Annotated in this window: 20 protein-coding genes; 7 read left to right on the forward strand and 13 right to left on the reverse strand. The window is 47.1% G+C overall.

The annotated features are described in order from the left end of the window. The 11 genes from tsaD to crtI all read right to left on the reverse strand — a co-directional run. A partial coding sequence (gene tsaD / locus WCK19_RS08665) for a tRNA (adenosine(37)-N6)-threonylcarbamoyltransferase complex transferase subunit TsaD (protein WP_342396983.1) occupies positions 1 to 716 on the reverse strand: 716 nt, incomplete at its 3' end. 3 nt (positions 717 to 719) lie between these two features. Beyond that, positions 720 to 1,472 carry a dolichyl-phosphate beta-glucosyltransferase gene (locus WCK19_RS08670; protein ID WP_342396984.1) on the reverse strand — a complete coding sequence of 251 codons (753 nt, stop codon included), beginning with the start codon at positions 1,470 to 1,472 and terminating at the stop codon, positions 720 to 722. Positions 1,473 to 1,582: 110 nt separating this feature from the next. Beyond that, a complete protein-coding gene (locus WCK19_RS08675; RefSeq protein WP_342396985.1) occupies positions 1,583 to 1,885 on the reverse strand; it encodes a DUF167 domain-containing protein in 303 nt (100 codons plus the stop codon). A 3-nt stretch (positions 1,886 to 1,888) separates the two neighbouring features. Next, on the reverse strand, positions 1,889 to 2,647 hold the full coding sequence (locus WCK19_RS08680) for a zinc ribbon domain-containing protein (protein WP_342396986.1): 759 nt from the start codon (positions 2,645 to 2,647) through the stop codon (positions 1,889 to 1,891). An 18-nt stretch (positions 2,648 to 2,665) separates the two neighbouring features. Beyond that, entirely contained in the window at positions 2,666 to 2,998 is a 333-nt protein-coding gene (locus tag WCK19_RS08685; RefSeq protein WP_342396987.1) for a cyclic-di-AMP receptor, read from the reverse strand. A 13-nt stretch (positions 2,999 to 3,011) separates the two neighbouring features. Beyond that, positions 3,012 to 4,781, reverse strand: coding sequence for a R3H domain-containing nucleic acid-binding protein (locus WCK19_RS08690; protein WP_342396988.1), 1,770 nt, complete (start codon positions 4,779 to 4,781; stop codon positions 3,012 to 3,014). A 16-nt stretch (positions 4,782 to 4,797) separates the two neighbouring features. Continuing rightward, positions 4,798 to 5,973: a hypothetical protein gene (locus WCK19_RS08695; protein WP_342396989.1), complete on the reverse strand. Its 1,176-nt coding sequence runs from the start codon at positions 5,971 to 5,973 to the stop codon at positions 4,798 to 4,800. A 38-nt stretch (positions 5,974 to 6,011) separates the two neighbouring features. Next, entirely contained in the window at positions 6,012 to 6,629 is a 618-nt protein-coding gene (gene pdxT / locus WCK19_RS08700; protein ID WP_342396990.1) for a pyridoxal 5'-phosphate synthase glutaminase subunit PdxT, read from the reverse strand. Between the two features lie 70 nt (positions 6,630 to 6,699). After that, a complete protein-coding gene (gene pdxS / locus WCK19_RS08705) occupies positions 6,700 to 7,614 on the reverse strand; it encodes a pyridoxal 5'-phosphate synthase lyase subunit PdxS (protein ID WP_341468488.1) in 915 nt (304 codons plus the stop codon). A gap of 297 nt (positions 7,615 to 7,911) precedes the next feature. Beyond that, complete coding sequence (locus tag WCK19_RS08710) at positions 7,912 to 8,280, reverse strand: hypothetical protein (protein ID WP_342396991.1); 369 nt, start codon at positions 8,278 to 8,280, stop codon at positions 7,912 to 7,914. Positions 8,281 to 8,356: 76 nt separating this feature from the next. Beyond that, entirely contained in the window at positions 8,357 to 9,829 is a 1,473-nt protein-coding gene (crtI, locus tag WCK19_RS08715; protein ID WP_342396992.1) for a phytoene desaturase family protein, read from the reverse strand. A gap of 107 nt (positions 9,830 to 9,936) precedes the next feature. Here crtI and WCK19_RS08720 point away from each other — a divergent pair, with 107 nt between their 5' ends. The 6 genes from WCK19_RS08720 (at position 9,937) to WCK19_RS08745 (ending at position 17,308) form a co-directional block, all read left to right on the forward strand. After that, entirely contained in the window at positions 9,937 to 10,770 is an 834-nt protein-coding gene (locus WCK19_RS08720; RefSeq protein WP_342396993.1) for an SDR family oxidoreductase, read from the forward strand. A gap of 342 nt (positions 10,771 to 11,112) precedes the next feature. Beyond that, on the forward strand, positions 11,113 to 12,225 hold the full coding sequence (gene serC, locus WCK19_RS08725; protein ID WP_342396994.1) for a 3-phosphoserine/phosphohydroxythreonine transaminase: 1,113 nt from the start codon (positions 11,113 to 11,115) through the stop codon (positions 12,223 to 12,225). A 124-nt stretch (positions 12,226 to 12,349) separates the two neighbouring features. Next, on the forward strand, positions 12,350 to 13,357 hold the full coding sequence (locus WCK19_RS08730; RefSeq protein ID WP_342396995.1) for an isocitrate/isopropylmalate dehydrogenase family protein: 1,008 nt from the start codon (positions 12,350 to 12,352) through the stop codon (positions 13,355 to 13,357). 240 nt (positions 13,358 to 13,597) lie between these two features. Next, positions 13,598 to 15,391 carry an ATP-binding protein gene (locus WCK19_RS08735; RefSeq protein ID WP_342396996.1) on the forward strand — a complete coding sequence of 598 codons (1,794 nt, stop codon included), beginning with the start codon at positions 13,598 to 13,600 and terminating at the stop codon, positions 15,389 to 15,391. Then, on the forward strand, positions 15,391 to 16,233 hold the full coding sequence (rsmI, locus tag WCK19_RS08740; RefSeq protein WP_342396997.1) for a 16S rRNA (cytidine(1402)-2'-O)-methyltransferase: 843 nt from the start codon (positions 15,391 to 15,393) through the stop codon (positions 16,231 to 16,233). Before WCK19_RS08735 ends, rsmI begins: the two co-directional genes overlap by 1 nt. A 157-nt stretch (positions 16,234 to 16,390) precedes the next feature. Continuing rightward, entirely contained in the window at positions 16,391 to 17,308 is a 918-nt protein-coding gene (locus WCK19_RS08745) for a DMT family transporter (RefSeq protein WP_342396998.1), read from the forward strand. 57 nt (positions 17,309 to 17,365) lie between these two features. On the opposite strand, the gene WCK19_RS08750 is transcribed toward WCK19_RS08745, so the two are convergent. Both WCK19_RS08750 and WCK19_RS08755 read right to left on the reverse strand, forming a co-directional pair. Further along, positions 17,366 to 18,244: a hypothetical protein gene (locus WCK19_RS08750; RefSeq protein WP_342396999.1), complete on the reverse strand. Its 879-nt coding sequence runs from the start codon at positions 18,242 to 18,244 to the stop codon at positions 17,366 to 17,368. A gap of 56 nt (positions 18,245 to 18,300) precedes the next feature. After that, complete coding sequence (locus WCK19_RS08755) at positions 18,301 to 19,071, reverse strand: glycosyltransferase family 2 protein (RefSeq protein WP_342397000.1); 771 nt, start codon at positions 19,069 to 19,071, stop codon at positions 18,301 to 18,303. Positions 19,072 to 19,358: 287 nt separating this feature from the next. Here WCK19_RS08755 and WCK19_RS08760 point away from each other — a divergent pair, with 287 nt between their 5' ends. After that, complete coding sequence (locus WCK19_RS08760; protein WP_342397001.1) at positions 19,359 to 20,747, forward strand: MFS transporter; 1,389 nt, start codon at positions 19,359 to 19,361, stop codon at positions 20,745 to 20,747. Positions 20,748 to 20,769: the final 22 nt, after the last annotated feature.

Below are 20,769 nucleotides of genomic sequence, written 5' to 3' on the forward strand. Positions count from 1 at the left end.
GGTTTGGGAGGGGCGGGTCGGTATTCCTCGACTTTTCGCAATACGGCTGTTTTCAAGCCGCTAAAACTGAAGTCGTAAGTACCGCGTAACCAACTACGAGTAAAAGGAAAACGGGTAGGGTCGCCGGATTGTGCCGCTTGTTCTACTAGTGGTCCACCGGGATAACCCAAACCGAGCAAACGCGCTACTTTGTCAAAGGCTTCACCTGCGGCATCATCCTGAGTTTTGCCGAGTAATTTGTAGTGTCCATGCCCGCTAATCAGCACAATTTCAGTATGTCCGCCCGATACTACCAAGCATATTAGCGGAAACTGGGGCGCAGGGTGGGCTTTATCACCCGTTTCCGGCGGAATTAGCCAGTTGGAATAGATGTGAGATTCCAGATGATTTACTCCAATGAGCGGTTTTTGTCGCGCAAAGGCAATTGCTTTGCCTACGTTTACCCCAACCAACAATGCTCCTGCTAGTCCGGGTCCGTTGGTTACTGCTACTGCGTCAATTTCAGTCCAACTCAGGTTAGCGGTTTCCAGAGCCTCTTTAAGAACAGGGGTGATATACAGAATATGTTGGCGAGAAGCAACCTCCGGCACCACTCCGCCGTATTTCTGGTGAATATCAATCTGAGAGGCAATTACGTTTGCCAACACATGCCGCCCGTCACGCACGATAGCGGCGCTGGTTTCATCACAACTTGTTTCTATAGCAAGAATGTTCATGCTTTAAACTTTGGCATATTTTTTCTCATGCAAACGCCGCTCGCGACGCTGTTTCCACACCCGCATGCAGCCTTTTAGGTCTTCCGAGGCAGTTTTGGAAATATTAACTCTGGTGTCCAAATCTTCTATCCAGTCCACCGGCACTTCATAAATGCGTATGCCTTTTTCTTCTGCCAGCAAAAGCATTTCAGAATCGAAAAACCACTCTTGGTTTTCAATCTGGGTCAGCAATTTTTTTACGATGCTGGTGCGCCCTGCTTTGAAGCCACACTGAGCATCGGTGAAATTATTCCAAAAGAAAAGTTTCAGGATTAGGTTATAGATACGAGAGATGCTTTCGCGTTTCCACTGCCGGGTAACGCGAGCGCCTTTTGCCAAGCGACTGCCGATTGCCATGTCGCTATGCCTAGTAATTATCGGCGCAATCAAGGGTAGGAAGCTTTGCAGGTTGGTGCTTAAATCCACATCCATATAGCTGACCACATCAGCATCGCTCTGACTCCATGCGGTACGTAATGCACGACCTCGCCCTTTCTGGTCAAGATGGCACACATGCACATCGGGATAGGTCGCTTCAAGACGACGCGCAATTTCAAGGGTGCGGTCTTTACTGGCGTTGTTGGCGATGGTTATCCTCCAGCGATACGGGAAGTGCTGGCTAAGGTAATCGCGCAAGGTGTTTACGCTCTTTTCAAGAATCACTTCTTCGTTATAAACCGGTATTACTATTTCTACCAGCGCGTCTTTATCCGGCATAATTTCTAAGGTTATCCTTTTTCTAAGATTTTTGTTTAACTATAGACGAGTTAAAGTCTAAGCTTGCTAATTTTAGCATATCCCGCCTATTTTCTGAAATTTGCTTTTGGTTAGTCCGGTAAACCCAATGCTTTTTTGACTTGCTCCAGCTTTGCGCCGTGGAGTAATACCCGTTTTTGACGGGCTGTATGTCCGCTCAAAATAGTCACCTCACTTTTACGCAGTCCGCACAGTTTGGCAAGTGTTTCCTGTAACGCTTCATTAGCAGCCCCATCAACAGGAGGAGCAGTCAGGTTTATTTTTACAGCACCGTCAATTACTCCACTAACGCCGTTCTTGGAGCTTCGCGGTACAACCTTAACCCAAAGGGTTACACCCTCTTTATCTTGTTGAATTCTATTTGAATCTGCCATTTGTTATTCTTCCCGGAGGTCGCGTTCGGTGGGAGGTTTGTAGCGTCTATAATCCGGGCGGGTAATGTCATTATTGTAACTATTGCTATCTAGCGGCAGGTTATCAGGCTCTTCAAAATTATCGGCATAGCCGGCGCGTAGAGAAGGGGCTTTAAACCGTTGGCTGGAAGTTTGCGGTACATTTGCAAGAGAAGTATCTTCCGAATCATCATGTGCCAACGCTGTAGTACCGGCAGCCGCAGGTCGCTGTGGTGCGCCGGGTCGCAAACTCATACGGTTGAGTGTTTCTTCGCGGCTAGGCGGTTTTTGCGCCATCCCGCAGTAGGGGCAATTGTGCCATTTCAGCTTGATTACCTGCCCGCAACTAGGGCAATCTTTACGCAGCCGAGTGCGGCAACTATAGCAGAACATGAAATCAGGCTGAGTTTTAACCCTGCATGTGGGGCAAATTTCCCGCTCTTCCAAATCCTGCAACATATATTCTTCTTGCAATTTTTGTTCGTATTCATGTTCAAGAGTGTGCTTAGGACGCACCAGCAAGTAAATTAATACTCCCGGTATGTTGAAAAAAACTACCAGTAGCGTGGCAAAAATCTGAGCTACAATATCGCGGGTACGTGATTGTATATCGCGAAAAGTCCAGAAACAAAGGGTAAACCAGATTACCACCAGAAAGGCAATCAGGAATGTGGCGATAATTTGCAAAACCGCCACCACGCTATTCAATATACTTTGAACCTGATTGACTAAATCTTGGGGCATTTTAGCATCCTTTGCGTGTTACATTCGCAGATATTGGTCAACATTTACCACGAAAATGGTTGCGCCACCCATCTGAACCTCGATTGGATTTGGCACATATATATCGCCGCCCGGCTCGGTCATTGGTGGGAGTGGGCTGATATAACGATTGCGGGTCTGGCAGGTCGCGCGAATAATCGCCACCACATCATTTACCAGTTCGTCTTCTACACCGATAAGCAAGGTGGCGTTGCTTTCTCGGAGGAAGCCGCCGCTGGTAGTAATGCGAGTTACGCGGTAACGGCGGGCAACCAGTTTATCCACCAATGTACCCGCATCTTTACTTTGAACTACAGCTACGACCATTTTCATAGTTTAATATACCTTACTGCGGGTAAATCCGTACCCGGCGGAGTGGCTCACGTCCTTTGCTGGTTGAAAGCAAATTGTAACGCTCTGCCATTTGGTGTTGCAAGCGACGAATAAAGGCGTTTTGTGGTGGTAGTTCAATAGGCGTACCCTTCCCCATAACGTGCGAAATTGCTTCTTCTGTTTCAAGCATAGCGCGTTTCACAGGGTCAAGCATTACCGGGCTATTGTCCGTTTCTCGCCTTGGCTTATCCTCATCTGAATGGCTAAGTCCAAACATTTCCGCAAGGTGGTTTTTAATATGGGGTAGGGTATTACTTTTCAAAATATGGATAGGTACGCCTCTGCTTTCTGCTTGCCGAATCGAAAGCGGTTTTTGACGGTAATTATTTTTCAGGGTAACTAACATGTCCGCGTCTTCTACCGCTCGCACCAAATCGGCTGGAATACCCATTTCTTTAATTGCCTGTTCCAGACGATTTTTATTGATGCCATGCGGGAAAATACGCATAGGCTTGGCGTTACCAACCGGTACGATTTCGGGTTTCCCGTTGCGAGAATTTATATGCGGAACGTTAATTTGCATCAGGGTTGGTTCACCCCTTTGTGTGGGTATCCGGTGGGGTGTGTCGCTCCGTTCCGGTGCGCTATGTTTCAAGTTACTCCCATAACCGAAAATATTGGTCATTCCGAAATCGAGGGTGGTGTTGCGTTCTGGTTGGTTCGTTTCGCTTTCGGATTCTTCCTCGTATATTTCGATTTCGCCTCTTTCGTTGCGGTATCGAACTTGAGTGGAATATTGCTGACCCCGTAGAATTGCGTCCACCGTATCGGCAACATTGAGATGAACTGCTACTTTATAGCGGTCGCGAATTTCAACCATCACATCAAAAGTGGGCGGGGCTTTGCGCTCCAGCACCGATTTCTGAGTACCTCGCCTTCGCGCTTCCTCATCGCCCAAAGTTACACTCTGGATGCCGCCAATTAAATCGGAGAGCGTGGGGTTGAGCATTAGGTTTTCAAGCGATACACCATGCGCGGTGCCGATTAATTGCACGCCGCGTTCTGCAATAGTACGCGCCGCTTGCGCTTCTAGTTCGGTGCCGATTTCGTCAATAACTATTACTTCCGGCATGTGATTTTCTACCGCTTCAATCATTACGCTATGCTGCAAATCGGGACGCGCCACTTGCATGCGGCGTGAACGCCCGATAGCGGGATGCGGAATATCACCGTCTCCGCCGATTTCGTTGCTGGTATCAACGATAACCACTCGCTTACGGGCTTCGTCTGCCAGCACACGTGCAGTTTCGCGTAGCAAGGTGGTTTTACCAACGCCGGGTTTACCTACCAGTAAGATGCTTTGTCCCGACTCTATAAAATCCTGTATTATTTTGATTGTGCCGTAAACCGCCCTACCGATACGAATCGTAAGCCCCACCACTTTTCCGGCTCGATTACGGATACATGAAATGCGGTGCAAAGTACGTTCTATACCCGCCCGGTTATCATTTCCAAAATTACCAATGTGAGAAACTACGTAATGTAGATCCTCTTCACTGACTTCATGCTCGCTTAGAAAATGTTCTTCGCCGATATAACGGGCTTCGGGTTTGCGCCCCAAATCCATAATCACTTCAAGCAAGTCATCTCTGCGTTGGTTTTGTTCTTCGAGGGGACGCCGGATGTGAGGTGGCAACGCCACTAAGAGTAGTTCGAGATCATCGGTGATAGCTTTCTCATGGAGTAAAGCTTCCTTTTCGGGAATATAAGTTTTTTCTATCATAAATTACAGGTTTACCTCAAATAGTAGATTTGCCGTGTCTATTATTTGCTTGACTCGGCTTTTTCGGGGTTTGGGTGGAACCCTTAGTATTTTGCAAAGCTGGCGAATGTTTGGTTACGCTCACGGTAGTCTGCGGCAATTCGATTCTACGGTCACGAACATGTGCCACCGCTTTTTCGCTTACCTTAATCAAGTGAGCGGTGTGTTTTACCAACACTGCTTGCCTTGCAAAATATTTAAATCCTAGTTCTTCCAGCACAGTTTCCTGTTCAGTTTCGTAATCGCGAACCGCACAGAATACCTGAGTATCCTCACCTGCCTTGAGGCAAGCAAGAGCATAAAGAAATAATTCGGGCAGGCGTTCCCGTGGTAAATCCACATTCATTATCCGTAACAAATGCTTATTGCGATAACTGGTAATGCGAATATACGCGCCTGCTCGTTCGCTTTGTTCTTCACTCAAAACCCAGCCGGTTTCCCGCCCGGCTCCGGGGAAATAGTTGCGGCTAATGTCCCAACTATCGCTGCGGAGTTGCTCGGCATGCATAACAGGATTGGGTGTAACCGCGTCATATAATCGCTGAATATCCCACAAATTGCGTTTACGTTGCGGGTTCAAATGCAAATCAGCAGGTTTTTTCGCTTTGGTGCGATAATCTAGCATGTATAGCGATTCATGGGTATAGGCGTGAAAGCCGCTACTGGTGAATAAGCCCAGTTCCGCTGATTCGGTACTGAGCCTCGCATAAATCCGCTGTACCCCCTTTTCGCCCGCTTCGCTAATCGTATGTTCAATTAGCTGTAACCAAGCGTTATTCAAGTCCAAGGGTTGTTCCTGTTTTTCCTCAGCCGCTTCTTCGGTAATTGTTTCGGGAGTCTCGTTGTCAAGTTTTTCATCTTCAATTTGCGGGGATTCAAGGCTGGAGAATACTGCCCCAATAGTACCAAGCGATATGACTTCCCATTCTTCGCGGCGGTGGCGCGTGCGGGCTTGTAGAAAAGCAGACGGCTTGCGCCCTTCTTCGTAGATGTAAACCGAAGAACTCTGGTGTTGTACAGGTAATTGCTGAAGCAATGCAGCAGTAAGCGGCGAAGGCGGCGACATAATAGCATTAGGCAGGTTAAGTCCTACCTCTGCTTGATGCATCTGTCCAAGCTTTAGAAAATCGCTAAAGTGCAGGTTTCTAATCAAACCGGTTCACCGCCTTGGTGAGTAAACCTGTGATAGGGCTATTCCATCATGCTGAGGAAAAGCTGGTGGAATCGCGGGTCGTTGGTTAGTTCAGGATGGAACGCAGTTGCCAACAAGTTTCCCTGTCGCGCTACCACAATCGCTACTTTACCCTCATCAAGCCCTGCTGCCCTGCTATTGGGTAGCGTGGAGAGTATTTCTACGCCTTTGCTCTCATCTACAGTTTCGATAAAGGGGGCGCGGATAAAAACCGCATGAAATGGGATTTCTCCTAACCCTTTTATCTCCAGATTGGTTTCAAAGCTATCAAGCTGAGAACCAAAAGCGTTTCTCTTTACCTTGATGTCCATCAAACCCAGCAAAGGTTGGTCAAGCCCTCCGATATCTTTTGCCAGTAGAATCATTCCGGCACAGGTTCCCCATACGGGTTTGCCCTGAGCTACCATTTCTTTTATCGGCTCAATCAAACTCCAGCGAATCATCAGCTTACCTATAGCTGTGCTTTCACCACCGGGAATTATCAAGCCGTCAACTTCCACTAGGTCTTCGGGGAGGCGAATTTCTCTAACCTCGACACCTATGCCCTGCAACATTTTAACATGCTCTATAAATGCGCCTTGCAGGGCAAGTACCCCTATTTTTAAGTTTTTTTTCACCAGACTAATAGCACCTGAAATTGTGATGGAATTACAGTGGGTATTGCTGTAATTCCGCTCCTTCTAAATTTTACCAGCCGCGCTCTGCTAGTACCTGATCGCGCGGGATTTGCGAAATCTCAATGCCGACCATCGCCTCTCCAAGGTCTCGCGAGACTTCCGCAATAATCTTCGGGTTGTTGTAGTGGGTAGTAGCCTGCACAATAGCTCGCGCCCGTTTCGCGGGGTCACCGCTTTTGAAGATGCCACTGCCTACGAATACACCTTCTGCGCCTAGTTGCATCATCAGGGCAGCATCGGCAGGGGTAGCTATGCCGCCAGCCGCGAAGTTAACTACTGGGAGCTTGCCTGTTTCGTGGATTTGTACAATCAGTTCATAGGGTGCTTGCAGGTTCTTCGCTACTACCATTAGCTCGTCACTACCCATTGACTTGATTCGGCGAATCTCGCTAGTTACCGCACGCATATGGCGCACCGCTTCTACCACGTTTCCGGTGCCAGCTTCCCCTTTGGTGCGAATCATGGCAGCGCCTTCACCGATGCGGCGGAGCGCTTCCCCCAAATTGCGGCAACCGCATACATAGGGGATTTTGAAATCGTGCTTATTGATGTGATATTCTTCATCAGCGGGAGTTAGCACTTCGCTTTCATCAATGTAGTCAATGCCAAGCGCTTCCAGAATTTGCGCTTCCACGAAATGCCCGATACGCGCTTTCGCCATTACCGGAATAGTGACCGATTCTTTGATTTTGCTAATCAGGTCTGGGTCGCTCATTCGGGCAACGCCGCCCTGTTTGCGGATGTCGGCTGGAACACGCTCCAGCGCCATTACTGCTACTGCGCCGGCTTCTTCGGCGATTTTAGCTTGATCCGGCGTTACTACGTCCATAATTACGCCACCTTTAAGCATTTGAGCTAGACCAACTTTGGTAGCCCAGGTGGATTTTTGTACATTTGCGCCGTTAACCGATACGGTTGTTGCCATTTTAAGTGTACTTCCTCCGTCACTTTAGATACTTGATATAGGTTACTTGCTTACTGAACTTTCTATTGCCGGGCTATTATAACAGACAGGCACAAGTTGTATATAAAATTCCCCTTTAAGCATTTTATCCTCTGTATTTTACAATTTTTAGACATAAAAGACAACACTTATACGCTCGTTGCCATTTAGCTCAAATCCTGCTCAACCAGCTTTGCCAAGATTTTTGGTGGCAGATGGACATGTTCATAGCAGTGCCAAAGGGTGAGAACTAGGAAAATCATATTTAGCAAAAAGAACTCAGATATCCAACCACCCTTGAAATAATAAAGTAGGCATAACCCTAAGAATTAACCCTACCAAAAACAACATTGGCCAGAAACGCCATTCCGTTTTCAGTCCGGTTAGCTTTGCTCCAAGCCATACAACTCCAACCATAAAGGGAACATTCAAGGCAGTCCAGATAATTAATGCAGTATTATATTGCCAGATTATAAGCCATAGATAGGGAATAGCCACCCATAATGGCACATTTGAAGGATTGGCGACCTGATTATAAGGGTTGTAACCTTCCCGCAGGGATTTTGCCGCATTGTAATAATGAGAGAAACGTTGCCTAGAGAACTGGTAAAACCCTGCACTAAAATAAAGGCAATTGTAAGTACGCAAGTAGCAACCAATCCTACCGAGACCAGATTCAGCAGATATTTTCTTGTACCACTCATAATATTGCCAGCAAGTTTTGTCACTTCAAGTCTTGTTCAACCAGCTTTGCCACGATTTTGGCTGATAACGTTACCAACGGCACACCGCCGCCGGGATGGGTGCTACCTCCAGCGTAATATAACCCCTTTATCTTTGAAGAGCGGTTGGGTGGGCGCAGGAACGCGCTGAAACGGTTGTTGCTGCTTAGTCCGTAGATTGCGCCGTGTGTGGCGTTGTAGCTCTGTTCTAGGTCGTGCGGGGTCATTACTCTCTCAACCTCAATTGCTGTTTCTAGCCCTTCCAATCCGCTCTCTTGCAGCCGCCCGATAATTAGGTCGCGGTAAGCTTTCACAGGCGCAGGAGTCCAATCAGATTTTTCTGATAAATAGGGGGCATTTGTCAGTACGAACAGGTTGCTGCTACCCGGCGGGGCATGTGCTGGGTCGGTGCGTCCCGTCCAGCAGATGTAAATAGTAGGGTCTTGTGGTGGTACTTTGCGCTCGAAAATATCGGCGAACTCTTTTTGGTAGTCGTGGCTGAACAAAATATTGTGGTGTCGCAATTGCTTGTACTGTCGCTTCAAACCCAGAAATAGCACAAAACCGCTGCAACTTGGCTCTATTCCGGTGTATTTGCGCCAGCCTTCGCGTTTTTGCCCTAACAAATTACGATTAGTGTAGTTCACATCCGCGTTGGAGATAACCACTTCTGCCGCTACTTCCTCGCCACTTTCCAAGCGCAGCCCTGAAGCTTTGCCGTTGCATGTCAGAATGCGTTCTACTTTTACCCCAGTACGTACTTCTACCCCTAACTCTTGCGCTAGTTTCAGATATGCCTGTGCCAACTTGTACAAGCCATCTCGTACATACCAACCGCCCAACCCCAATTCCACGAAGGGTATCACGTTCAGAGTGGCAGGGGCGCGATACGGTGAAGAACCGTTGTAAGTGGCGTAGCGATCGAAAAGCTGCACTAACCGCTTATCCTTGAAAAAGGCGGTGTTGGCTTGATGCACCGTGCGGAAGGGGTCAATCTTGAAAGTATTTGACAGTCTCATTTGGCGCAAGTCGCTCAAGTTATTAAAGCCGTTGAACAAGAACACCTCTGCTGTTAGGTCGTACAGGCGGCGACTGTAAGCCATATACTTATAATAGTTCGCTACATCCGGCGGGCTGAGTTTTTCGATGGCGAAGGTCATGGAGGCGAGGCTATCGCTGGCATCAAAAACCGCACCATCAGGGTAGAAATAGCGCGTGATAGGCTCTACCGGGACAAGTTCTACATAGTCTTTGAAATCACGCCCGGCTACTCTGAACAGGTCGTCATATACAAATGGCATAGTAATCAGTGAGGGACCCGTGTCCCAGCGGTAGCCTTCTTTTTCCATCAGGTTGAGCTTGCCACCCACTTGAGCATTTTTCTCAAAGATTTGAACCTTATGCCCGGTTGCTGCTAATCTGATTGCAGTTGCCAGACCACCCATTCCTCCGCCGACTATCGTAACTGTCGCCAATTTTTACTCCGTTCTGTGGTGTCGTTTAGCCCGTTATGGGGATATAATAAGTCGGATTAGCTTATACTGCAAAGGCAAATGTATTCTGAGAAGGAGAAAAAGCAAGGATGCTACGTTCAATTTTCCGCGAGAGGCTTTTCGATGGTCATGTAATAATGATATCGGGCGGGGGTAGCGGTATCGGACGCGCCATTGCTCGCGAACTGGCGGTATTAGGCGCGACGGTGGTAATTTGCGGACGCACCTTAGAAAAACTGGAAGCGGTGAAAGCGGAAATTGAAGCGGAGGGTGGCAAGGTTCACTCTATAGTGTGCAATATTCGTGATGAAGAGCAGGTTAAGCAATTATTCGCGCAGATACTGGAAAAGTGTGGGCGCATAGATGCGCTGGTGAACAACGCGGGTGGGCAATTTCTTTCCCCCGCCGAAGCTATTACTGCTAAAGGCTGGAACGCTGTTATTGAAACCAACCTGACCGGAGCTTTCTTCATGTGTAAGGCGGCGCAGCAAGTCTGGATGAAAGAGCATGGGGGCGCAATTGTTACTATTGTGGCGGATATATGGCGAGGTTTCCCCAATATGGCACATAGCGGCGCAGCGCGGGCAGGTGTGGTGAACCTAACCCAAACGTTGGCGTTGGAATGGGCGCAATATGCGATTCGTATCAATGCGGTTGCGCCCGGACTGATAGACTCTAGTGGATTGTCGAAATACCCCCCAGAGGTGCAGGCGATGCTTGCACAGTTGCCTCGCGATATTCCGGCTCAGCGAATGGGAACCGAGCGCGAGGTAGCTGCTGCTGTTGTTTTTCTGCTCTCACCTGCTGCCGCTTTTATCTCCGGCGAGACTTTAAAAGTGGATGGCGCGGGTTCGCTCTATCGCTTGCAAGGTTACGTAATACCTGAGCATACTGCATGGGAGAGCTATGGTGAGGATTCCTAACTCTTAATGGGCAGTCTAACATTATTCATTGAGGCGCAACATGGGAAATAATCTTCAAAAGCTGCTCGAATTTGGAAGCGACTTGCCTGACGGTAGCCCCATTCAAATAAAATTCCTCGATGGGAACTGACATTTTGTATATTTCAAATAAAACAAAAAACCTGTACAAACTGAATTACAGGGAAGGGCTATTAACGGTAGCGCAAGCGCAAAACTTGCAGTTAAAAACTATGCAAAAAATAACACAAAACACTAACGCTACCCTAAATTCCATACTCAACGCTGTGTTATAATGGCGCAAAGCCGGAGTTTGCTATTATTTTACTAAATGAGGTCAAAAAAATGACACAGACCGTAAAAGAAACTAAAGTTGAGCGCATCTATAACTTTTCTGCAGGACCTGCGGTATTGCCGCTGGAAGTGTTGGAGCAAGTTCAGCGTGATTTGATTTCCTACCCCGGTGCGGGTATGTCCGTAATGGAAATGAGCCATCGTAGCGCCCCTTTCGAGGGAATCATTCATACCGCCGAAGCAGATTTGAGAACCTTACTGAATATCCCTGCCAACTATAAGGTGTTGTATTTGCAAGGTGGCGCCAGTCTGCAATTCTCTATGATTCCTATGAATTTTTTGCCTACCGGAGCAGAAGCCTCCTATATTATTAGTGGCGTTTGGGCGCAAACCGCTTATAAAGAGGCTCTAAAGCTGGGTAAAGCGCGAGTTGCTGCCAGCACAGAATCCGAGAATTTTACTCGTGTGCCTACCCAAAGCGAAATTCAGATTGACCCCCAAGATGCTTATGCCCATTTCACCTCAAATAATACCATCTATGGAACACAATCCCTTGTAGAACCAGAAGTAGGTGATGTTCCGTTGCTGTGTGATGCTTCCTCGGATATTTTGAGTCGCCCACTTGATATAACCAAATATGCCATGCTTTATGGTGGGGCGCAGAAAAATGCTGGTATCGCGGGGGTGACACTCGTGATTGTGCGCGAAGACTTACTAGAGCGAGTGCCAAAGAACCTACCTTCTCTGCTGGATTATCGCTTGATGGCAGAAAAAGAATCGCTATTTAATACTCCTCCTGCTTTCGCGGTGTACGTGAACGGTTTGGTGGTGAAATGGCTGTTGAGCATCGGCGGGTTGCCGGAAATCGAGCGTCGCAATAAGGAAAAAGCAGCTTTATTATACGCTGCGATTGATACCAGCGGCGGGTTCTATCGAGGTCATTCCCAACCGGATAGCCGCTCACTTATGAACGTCACTTTCCGATTGCTTAGCGAAGAACTTGAGAAGAAATTTGTTAAGGAATCTACTGCTATCGGGTTAGATGGTCTGAAAGGACATCGTTCGGTGGGAGGGTTACGCGCCTCGATTTATAACGCTTTCCCTAAAGAAGGAGTTGCTGCGCTAATAGCCTTTATGAAGGATTTTCAGGCTAAAAACGGCTAAAACCAATTAATTCGGGGGTTGCGTTTTGCTGCAATCCTGTTTCGCTAAGAACTCCAGACGGGTAGGTTTGCTCTGGAGGCGGTATAGAGAGCCATAAATTAAATTTGGAGCGTGTTAACCACCAATGAGCCATAACATTTTGATACTCAAGGGCGATGGAATCGGACCGGAAGTAGTTGATGTCGCCGTAGATATTTTGAAACATATGGGGCTAGACCTCAATTTTAGCGAGGCAAAGGCTGGCTATGCCTGTTATCAGGAGGTGGGCGACCCTATCCCACAGACGACTATTGCTGCTGCCCGTGCTGCCGATGCTACCCTTTTCGGCGCAGTTACTACCCCCCCTGACATTCCGAACTATCGTAGCGCGGTGGTAACTCTCCGCCGCGAACTCGACCTTTACGCCAACTTGCGTCCGGTTCACTCGCTTGGTTTGACGGGTGGGCATTATCGTGAGGGGTTGGATTTTTACGTGGTTCGAGAAAATACCGAAGGTTTATATATCGGTCAGGAAGAAGATTTCGGAGATTACGCTATTGCCAAACGCCTTGTTACTAAGAAAGGCAGTGAGCGCATTGTTCGTTACGCTTACGAATTGGCACGGCGCACAGGTAAGCGCAAAGTTACTGTAGTGCATAAAGCAAACATTTTGCGCCTGACCGATGGGCTTTTCCGCCGAACCGCCTTAGCAGTGGCAAAAGAATATGCTGAACAATATGGGATTGAGGTTCAGGAACTGCTGGTGGATACAATGGCGATGCGTCTGATAAAAGACCCGCAGAATTTTGAGGTTATCGTTACCACCAACTTATTCGGGGATATTCTATCTGATGAAGCGGCGGAACTGGTAGGCGGGTTGGGCGTAGCTGCCAGCGGCAACATCGGCGAACACGGCGCAATCTTTGAACCGGTTCACGGTAGCGCCCCTGACATTGCGGGTAAGGGGATAGCCAATCCTTTTGCCACTTTGCTGGCAACCGTGATGATGTTGCAACATATAGGTGAAAATGCTGCTGCTGAACATCTCCAAGCTGCGGTGGCGGCTACTATCCGGCAGGGAACGTTAACCCCTGACCTAGGCGGTACTGCTAATACTGCCCGTGTTAAGGAGCAGATTATTTCCAATCTCTAAAAATCTTAGCGGTGGCGTAGTCACATACTGTCTTAATAGCATTAGGCAAAAATCAAAGAACAATCCCAAAAGTTTAAGGGCGTGAATTGGCAAAAACACGCCCTTTTATTATAATAATAAAATTATCGTTGCAATTCGATGAATTTCAAAATACAAATCTATTTTAAGATATAAAAAAACCAGTTATACTAAGGTTAGATTTATGATAGATAAAAACCTTATGAAAGAGGGTAGGTTGGCATGCGCGAGACCGATGAAAAGACAGAGCAATCTCCACATGTTGAAGCGGTATTAGCACTGGCGCTGTCTTTTCCGGATGGGTTATTGGTAGCAAATCAGGCTGATGAGGTGCTTTTCGCCAATCTGAAGGCTTGCGCTATGCTGGCGCATTCTGCCAGTCAATTAATCGGGCAATCTTTCCAGAATGCGCTCAAAGAAATATTATTACGCGCCCGCGAACCAAAACAGCTTTATACCCTGCTACTTAACACCCGCCCAGAACAACCGGTTATTCTTGATATATCATTGGTAACGCCAACTTCGGTTGGGGCTGAACCAGCGGCAGATGCTCATGTGCGCCTCATCCTGTTTTCAGTTCTTGATAAAGATAGTAAATGGCTTGGTCGCGGCTTATTACTGCAAGATGGTCGCTATGAACCACCGGCAGAACAGGTTAAAAACGAGTTTATGGAGGTGGTTTCACACGAGTTGCGTACGCCACTCAGCGCGATTCAAGGTTTCAGTGAATTGCTACTCACGCAGGATGCCCCTCCTGAACGTCAGCGCATGTGGCTGGAAATGATAAATCGCGAAAGTGTGCGCCTATCCGGTCTGATTGAGGATATGCTCAGCCTTGCTCATATCGAAAGCGGGCGCATTGATTTACGACTCGAACGGGTTGACCTTGAAGTGGTCATTCGTCAAGTAGTTGAGATTTTACGGGTCGGCAGCAGTCGTCATACCTTCAAAATTGAAATTGAATCTAATCTTCCGTTCGCCCGTACTGACCGCGACAAGTTAATTCAAATACTGAACAACATTATTGGCAATGCCATAAAATATTCCTCCAAAGGCGGCAACATTAACATTCGGGTTATTGTCAGCCCTACCAACTCTGAGCTTATTCAAATCAGTATCAGCGATCAGGGCGTAGGTATTCCTGAAGGCGACCAGACTCATATTTTTGAGAAATACTATCGGGTTCGCAATGGCACAACCCGCGAGGTTAAAGGCATCGGGCTAGGTCTTGCTATTACTCGTAATCTGGTCGAATTAATGGGTGGGCGTATTTGGGCGGAAAGCAAACTAGGGGTAGGCACTACCTTCTTCTTTACTGTGCCGGTTCACATCTTCCCCAATCGCGAAATCAAGGTTTTCAAAGACATTTTGCTCAAATCCTTGCTGGTTCAGGGTAAGGATATAACTGAAGCCGAGCTTTATCTGGATTACCTGCAACGCACCTTGCCCTCTAACCAACTTGATGAAGTGTTGCGTGATACCCTCTACGAAGTGGGCGAACTGTGGCATCAAGGCAAAATCGGGATTGGCGATGAGCATCTTGCGGTCGGGGTTATCCGCGACTTTCTGGCACGCGCTAAAACCGTCGCTTCTCCCTTTAGCGGATTAAGGGTTGTGGTCGGTACGGTTTCTGGTGAAGAACATATGGTGGGGCTAACAATGGTGGCAAATGCCTTTACTCGTTCTGGGTGGCTAATTACCAATCTGGGCGCAAATGTGCCTGTTTCTGCTTTTATCACCACCATTGAGCAAAGCAAGCCTGATTTGCTGTTACTGAGTATTTCGCTTCGGCAGCACTTTGTAGAAATAAAGCGCGTAGTACAGGAAGTGCGGAAGGCTTACCCTAATATGATAATAGGGGTGGGCGGGCGGTTGTTCAACGAGCTGCCTGATTTAGCGGCTCAGTTAGGCGTGGACTTTCAAGGCACAAACCCTGATGAAACTGTCAGAATAGCGACACGCTTCCTGAATGAGCGTCTTGAAACACAGAAAAAACTTTCAGAGAAAAATTCCTAATGCCTCCCGGTACACTATACGTTGTCAGCACTCCGATTGGCAATCTTGAGGATATTACCCTACGCGCCTTACGTCTCTTGCGTGAGGTAGCTTTGATTGCGGCAGAAGATACCCGACATACTCGCCACCTGCTCAACCATTTCCAGATTCCTACCCCTGCTATCGCTTATCATGAACATAACAAACTGACTCGGCTAGATAGCGTCCTTGAAAAACTAAACGAGGGCAAAGATGTGGCGTTGGTTTCGGATGCTGGCACTCCTTGTCTGAGCGACCCCGGTTGGGAATTGGTGTGCGCCTGTTTGGAACGGAACATACCTGTTGATGCTGCGCCGGGTGTCGCCGCTCCGCTAGTGTCGCTGGTTTTGAGCGGGTTTTCGCCTCGTGAATTTACCTATGCCGGCTTTCCGCCTCGCCAGAAAAGAGAATTGCGCGAATGGCTGGTACATTTCAAACCGGAGTTACAGCAACGCCCCCTCATTTGTTTTGAAGCACCTCATCGCTTACTTGCTCTTTTGGAAACTGCTCTTGAAGTGTGGGGAGAATGTTCGGTGGCAGCTTGCCGCGAATTAACCAAATTGCATCAGGAAGTGCGCCGTGAAAAGCTATCCTTGACTATTGCACATTTCCGAGAAACAGCCCCACGCGGAGAATTTACGCTGGTTTTCGCCGAGCCGGAAATTGCGCCAATTCCTATACAGGCTATAAGTGAGGAAGAAATTCTGGAAAAGTTACGGTCATTAAAAGCAACCGGATTTCGGGCAAAAGCGGCAGTTGAGCAAATTTCGCAAGAACTGGGTTTATCGCATCGCAAGGTTTATGATTTGTGGCTTAAGCTCTGAGCCTTTTCCCTTATTTCAAACTGTACTACGTAACATTCCTCAGTAGAATCGGCATGCCAAAATCGGCATAGTAGCCTATTCCTAAAAAAACCTTTTAATAGTATCATTTCTGGACTTAGCTAACATACAAATTTCTTATATCTTATAGGATACTCTTATGACCATCGAACTGGAGCTTGAGAACAGTATTGGAACTACTTCTGGCTTGGCAGGATTCTGGCGCAAAATCCGTTGGGATGCGTTGCTGGTTTTTCTGACTGTAATTTGGGGTAGCACTTTTTTACTGGTTCAAAATAGCATCAAATTGGTCGAGCCTTTCAGCTTTTTGTCAATGCGCTTTACTATCGCAACGCTGGCGCTGGCGATAATTTTCCGCAAACGCATTGTTCGGATAACTCGCCGGGAATTGGTTACAGGTAGCATCATCGGAGTATTTGTATTTTCTGCTTTTGCTCTACAAACCGTAGGCTTGCAATTTACCACTACCAGCAAGGCGGGCTTTATCACGGGCTTGTATGTGCCGCTGGTTCCGGTAATGGCAATATTTTTGCTACGCCACTTTCCCGCTCCCCTAATTTGGGTTGGGGTCTTCTTTTCAACGCTCGGTATGGGTTTGTTATCAATAAACGACAACTTTAACCTTGATTTCGGAATGGGTGAGTTGCTGGTGTTGGGCTGCGCTGTGGCATGTGCCTTACACATTGTAACTGTGAGCAAGTTTGCGCCCCAAGCCGACGCGATAAACCTAACAACCGTGCAAATCGGTGTTACCGCGCTGTTAAGTTTAGCTTCGGTATTAATTTCAGGAGAACCGTGGGTAATTGCTCCCGCTCCCGCGTGGGGTTCTGCGCTTTTTATGGGACTAATAGCTACCGCCTTTGCCTTGTCGGTAATGAATCGGGCGCAGCAATTTATCAGCAGCACCCGCGCCACCTTGATTTATGCGCTTGAACCGGCATGGGCAGGGCTGTTCGGCGTTTTGGCAGGAGAAACCTTGAGTTTACCCGCTATGTTGGGCTGCTTGCTCATTTTCGCCGGGATGGTAGTTAGCGGAATCGGGGAGAGTAGCAAGTGAAGGTTAGCTGAATTTTGGGTAGCACTCTGTAGATGGGTTTATTCTATCAAACAGTTATTATTGAATAGTATTGGTGAGCAAATAAAAAGCGCGTATTCCTTTTTCGCCCTTTACGGTGGCAAACCCGTTTACACAATAGCCAACCGCCAGATAATTCAGGAATAACGCTCTGGTTTGAGCGCGCCACCGCCCCGCTTCTTCCGGGTAAGCCTTTTGTAATTCCCGGAAGGAAAAAGGGATTTCCATTTTTAGATAAGGTGTAGCGGTACTGAAATTAACCCTGCTTATAACGGGGTACTTATCGTTATAACATTCGACCTCAAGTAAGTTAGTTGCGCTTTCTGGAATATCGGGTAAAGTATCCCCCTTTTGCACCGCTTCCAGCCTATTTATCACTCTTGAAGTATTCAATTCCCAGTCAATTATCATGCGGTCGGTATCGAGTTGCCCGTATAACCCGCCCCATCCCTTACCGTACATTTCAGGTATATACTGACGACCTAGCCCGCCTAGACGGGTCAAGTTAAAATAGGCGTTGCGGGATTCAAGGGGGTCGAACGACCACCGAATTAAATCAAAACCTAACGCCCGTACTTCTTCTCTCTGTGCGGTTTTCAGGGCAAATCCTACGCCTTGACTTTGCCATTCAGGCAGGATTCCGGTTATCTGGGAATAATGGTAAAAGCGATGTGATTCCCTGTCTTGCCCGATAAAGCTTACTGCAAAGCCCACCAATTCTTCGCCGTTGGCAGAATTAGAAAATGCGCCCAATACCAGCCCACCGTTCTTTTGCAAACCAATTAGCAGCGGCAGGTGTAACACCGTGTCTTCTGGGTTGAGTCCCCATGTTTCGCGATGCACCTGTTGGCAGGCGCGAAATTCTTCTATGCTCTGGACTTTTCTGACGTAAAAGTCTGGGACAGGCGAATCACTCATTTTCTAAGCCATAAACTACGGAAAGTTGTGAAGCTCGGTTTCGCCCGGAACTCTCCCTAATCCTTGAATCGATATTTAATTAGAGCAAAAACTGCTTCAAAGGCATCTTTCAAGCCGATTTTTTTACCTTCATCATAATCGCGCCCATAATAATGAATAGGCACTTCATATACTTTAAGCTTTTGTTTTAGAATCTTTGCGGTAATTTCCGGCTCAAAATCAAAACGATTTGCTCTTAATCTGACTCCTCGAATTACATCGGAGCGAAACATCTTGTAGCAAGTTTCCATATCGGTCAGGATTGTATTGTACAGGATATTGGTAAGCAGAGTGAGTAATTTATTGGCAACCATGTGCCAGAACATAAAGGCTCTACCGGGTCCTTTGAAACGCGAGCCATATACAACATCAGCATAACCGTCGGCAATGGGTTTTAAAAGTGCCTCGTAATCATTGGGGTCATATTCGAGGTCAGCATCTTGCACTACGACTACGGTAGATTCAGGTGCAATATTGCTAAAACCTGTACGTAGCGCAGCGCCTTTCCCCATATTTTTATCGTGGTACAAAAAGCGCACCCGGTTGTTAGGGTCAACTTCATGGTGAGCGGTGTATTCACGCTCCATCTCTTTCAAGATATTTCGTGTACCATCGGTGGAGCAATCATCGGTTATAATGATTTCCTTACGAATTGAGACTGCTTCAACCCGTTTTACTATCTCGCCAATAGTATCTTTCTCGTTATAAACCGGTATTATGACGGAGAGAAAAACCTGTTCTTGGGGTATTGGCTTAGTTATTGGGAACCTCCTTGAAATAATGACCAAATAGTACGAGACTATTGATTTAATTTGCTGGTTTTGATATAGATAATGAGCTTGATTTTGCCATTCAAAGAAGCTGTTGTCAAGCGGTGCAAAATAGTTTAGCCCTGATTAAAGGGGTTTCATTCTAACTCGCTTTATTTTCGCTAATAGCTCAAATCTGGCAAAGCCGATATTACAGAATACACTATATTGACTACTTGTGTGCTTTACTTAGAGTCATAAGAATCAATATAATGTAGCTGCATCAGTAACCGAATTGATGGAAATAGTAAAGGCTTTTCTTCTTAATGTCGAAACTGTTCAAACGCCCCGAACATGGTAAAGCGCAGGTTGCTGCTCTGGAAAAAGCTCCCAATATAAAACCCGCTGCTCCTAAAACCACAAAAAATAATTTTAAAGGTAGCACCCGCGCAAATTTCAAATTTCTCGATTACATTTGGATTAGCCTGATGTGGTTAGGTATTTGTTATCTCTGGGGTGGTGTGAATAGCGTTATCTTACCAAACCTTAACAGCCGTTATATAGATGAAAATATTAAAGGCACAATGCTAGGTATTATTACCGCTCTAGGTATGGTGGTGGCAATCGTAGTGCAACCTGTCGCTGGTGCTTTGAGCGATGTAAATCAGCATGTTTGGGGCAGACGTCGCCCTTATATACTGGTTGGTGGAATCTCAGTAGTGTTGATACTTATCACTATGGTAGCGATGGTGGTTTTTTTCGGCAACTGGTGGATGTTACTGCTCTTTTATCTTTTGTTGCAATTTGCCGATAATGTGCTACAAGGCGCTTACCAAGGTATTATTCCAGATTGTGTGCCGCCTTCGCGGCGTGGTAGAGCCAGCGGCGCAATGGGAATTGCACAAATTCTGGGTAATGTAGGTGGGTTGGCAGTAGCAACGTTATTCATTGATTTGGGGAGAGTTGAACTTGCCTTGCTGTTAATAGCACTGGTTGTTACCGTGACGCTGATTTCGACACTCACTACAATTCGCGAAGAACCCTTGCGAAGAACCCGTGAGTCTATCAGTACCTTCAGGATAATAAGGCAAATGCTCCATGAGGTGCGTAAGTATCCTGATTTTATCAGATTTATTATTTCCCGTTTGTGTGTATTGACTGCCTTGTCAACTCTCACTATTTTTGCATTCTATTACCTTCAGGACGTTATGGGTAAACGCGAAGGTACTTTGACCGAATCTTATACCCTGCTGGGTGTGGTGCTAGTCATTTGCAGCCTGCTTTCAATTATGCCTGCCGTTTGGCTTGGCGACCGGATAGGACGCAAGAAGTTGATTATTATTGCCTGCGGCATTGGCGCTACAGGCATGGTATTATTAGCAACGGCAACCGATATGTCTCAGGTGATGTTATATGGTAGTTTGATTGGGATAGCTACCGGTTCCTTCAATAGCTTGGATTGGGCGTTGGCAACCGACCTGATTCCGCAGGAATCGGCAGGGCGTTTTATGGGCATTTCCAATCTGGCGGGCGCAGGTTCTCAGGCTCTTGCTGCTCTTTTGGGGGGGACAATGCGAGATGGGTTTAACGCACTTGGTACACATGTTTTCAATTTGCCGCACCTAGGGTACACGGCGCTGTTTTTTATGGGAACATGTTTCTTTTTATTGGGGATTTTCTTTTTGAGAGGGATAAAAGACCCGACAATTGCATAGATAGCCCCAATCTAGCAATACT

The sequence above is a fragment of the Candidatus Chlorohelix sp. genome (assembly GCF_037138995.1).
Classification (GTDB): Bacteria; Chloroflexota; Chloroflexia; order Chloroheliales; family Chloroheliaceae; genus Chlorohelix.

What these genes read in the sequence shown, in the direction of transcription:
- WCK19_RS08675 (WP_342396985.1), bottom strand. Translation starts at nt 1,885, where the DNA reads ATGGCAGATTCAAATAGAATTCAACAAGATAAAGAGGGTGTAACCCTT.
- serC (WP_342396994.1), top strand. Translation starts at nt 11,113, where the DNA reads ATGACACAGACCGTAAAAGAAACTAAAGTTGAGCGCATCTATAACTTT.
- WCK19_RS08745 (WP_342396998.1), top strand. Translation starts at nt 16,391, where the DNA reads ATGACCATCGAACTGGAGCTTGAGAACAGTATTGGAACTACTTCTGGC.
- WCK19_RS08720 (WP_342396993.1), top strand. Translation starts at nt 9,937, where the DNA reads ATGCTACGTTCAATTTTCCGCGAGAGGCTTTTCGATGGTCATGTAATA.
- WCK19_RS08750 (WP_342396999.1), bottom strand. Translation starts at nt 18,244, where the DNA reads ATGAGTGATTCGCCTGTCCCAGACTTTTACGTCAGAAAAGTCCAGAGC.
- pdxS (WP_341468488.1), bottom strand. Translation starts at nt 7,614, where the DNA reads ATGGCAACAACCGTATCGGTTAACGGCGCAAATGTACAAAAATCCACC.
- WCK19_RS08680 (WP_342396986.1), bottom strand. Translation starts at nt 2,647, where the DNA reads ATGCCCCAAGATTTAGTCAATCAGGTTCAAAGTATATTGAATAGCGTG.
- WCK19_RS08730 (WP_342396995.1), top strand. Translation starts at nt 12,350, where the DNA reads ATGAGCCATAACATTTTGATACTCAAGGGCGATGGAATCGGACCGGAA.
- WCK19_RS08685 (WP_342396987.1), bottom strand. Translation starts at nt 2,998, where the DNA reads ATGAAAATGGTCGTAGCTGTAGTTCAAAGTAAAGATGCGGGTACATTG.
- WCK19_RS08760 (WP_342397001.1), top strand. Translation starts at nt 19,359, where the DNA reads ATGTCGAAACTGTTCAAACGCCCCGAACATGGTAAAGCGCAGGTTGCT.
- rsmI (WP_342396997.1), top strand. Translation starts at nt 15,391, where the DNA reads ATGCCTCCCGGTACACTATACGTTGTCAGCACTCCGATTGGCAATCTT.
- WCK19_RS08690 (WP_342396988.1), bottom strand. Translation starts at nt 4,781, where the DNA reads ATGATAGAAAAAACTTATATTCCCGAAAAGGAAGCTTTACTCCATGAG.
- WCK19_RS08670 (WP_342396984.1), bottom strand. Translation starts at nt 1,472, where the DNA reads ATGCCGGATAAAGACGCGCTGGTAGAAATAGTAATACCGGTTTATAAC.
- WCK19_RS08735 (WP_342396996.1), top strand. Translation starts at nt 13,598, where the DNA reads ATGCGCGAGACCGATGAAAAGACAGAGCAATCTCCACATGTTGAAGCG.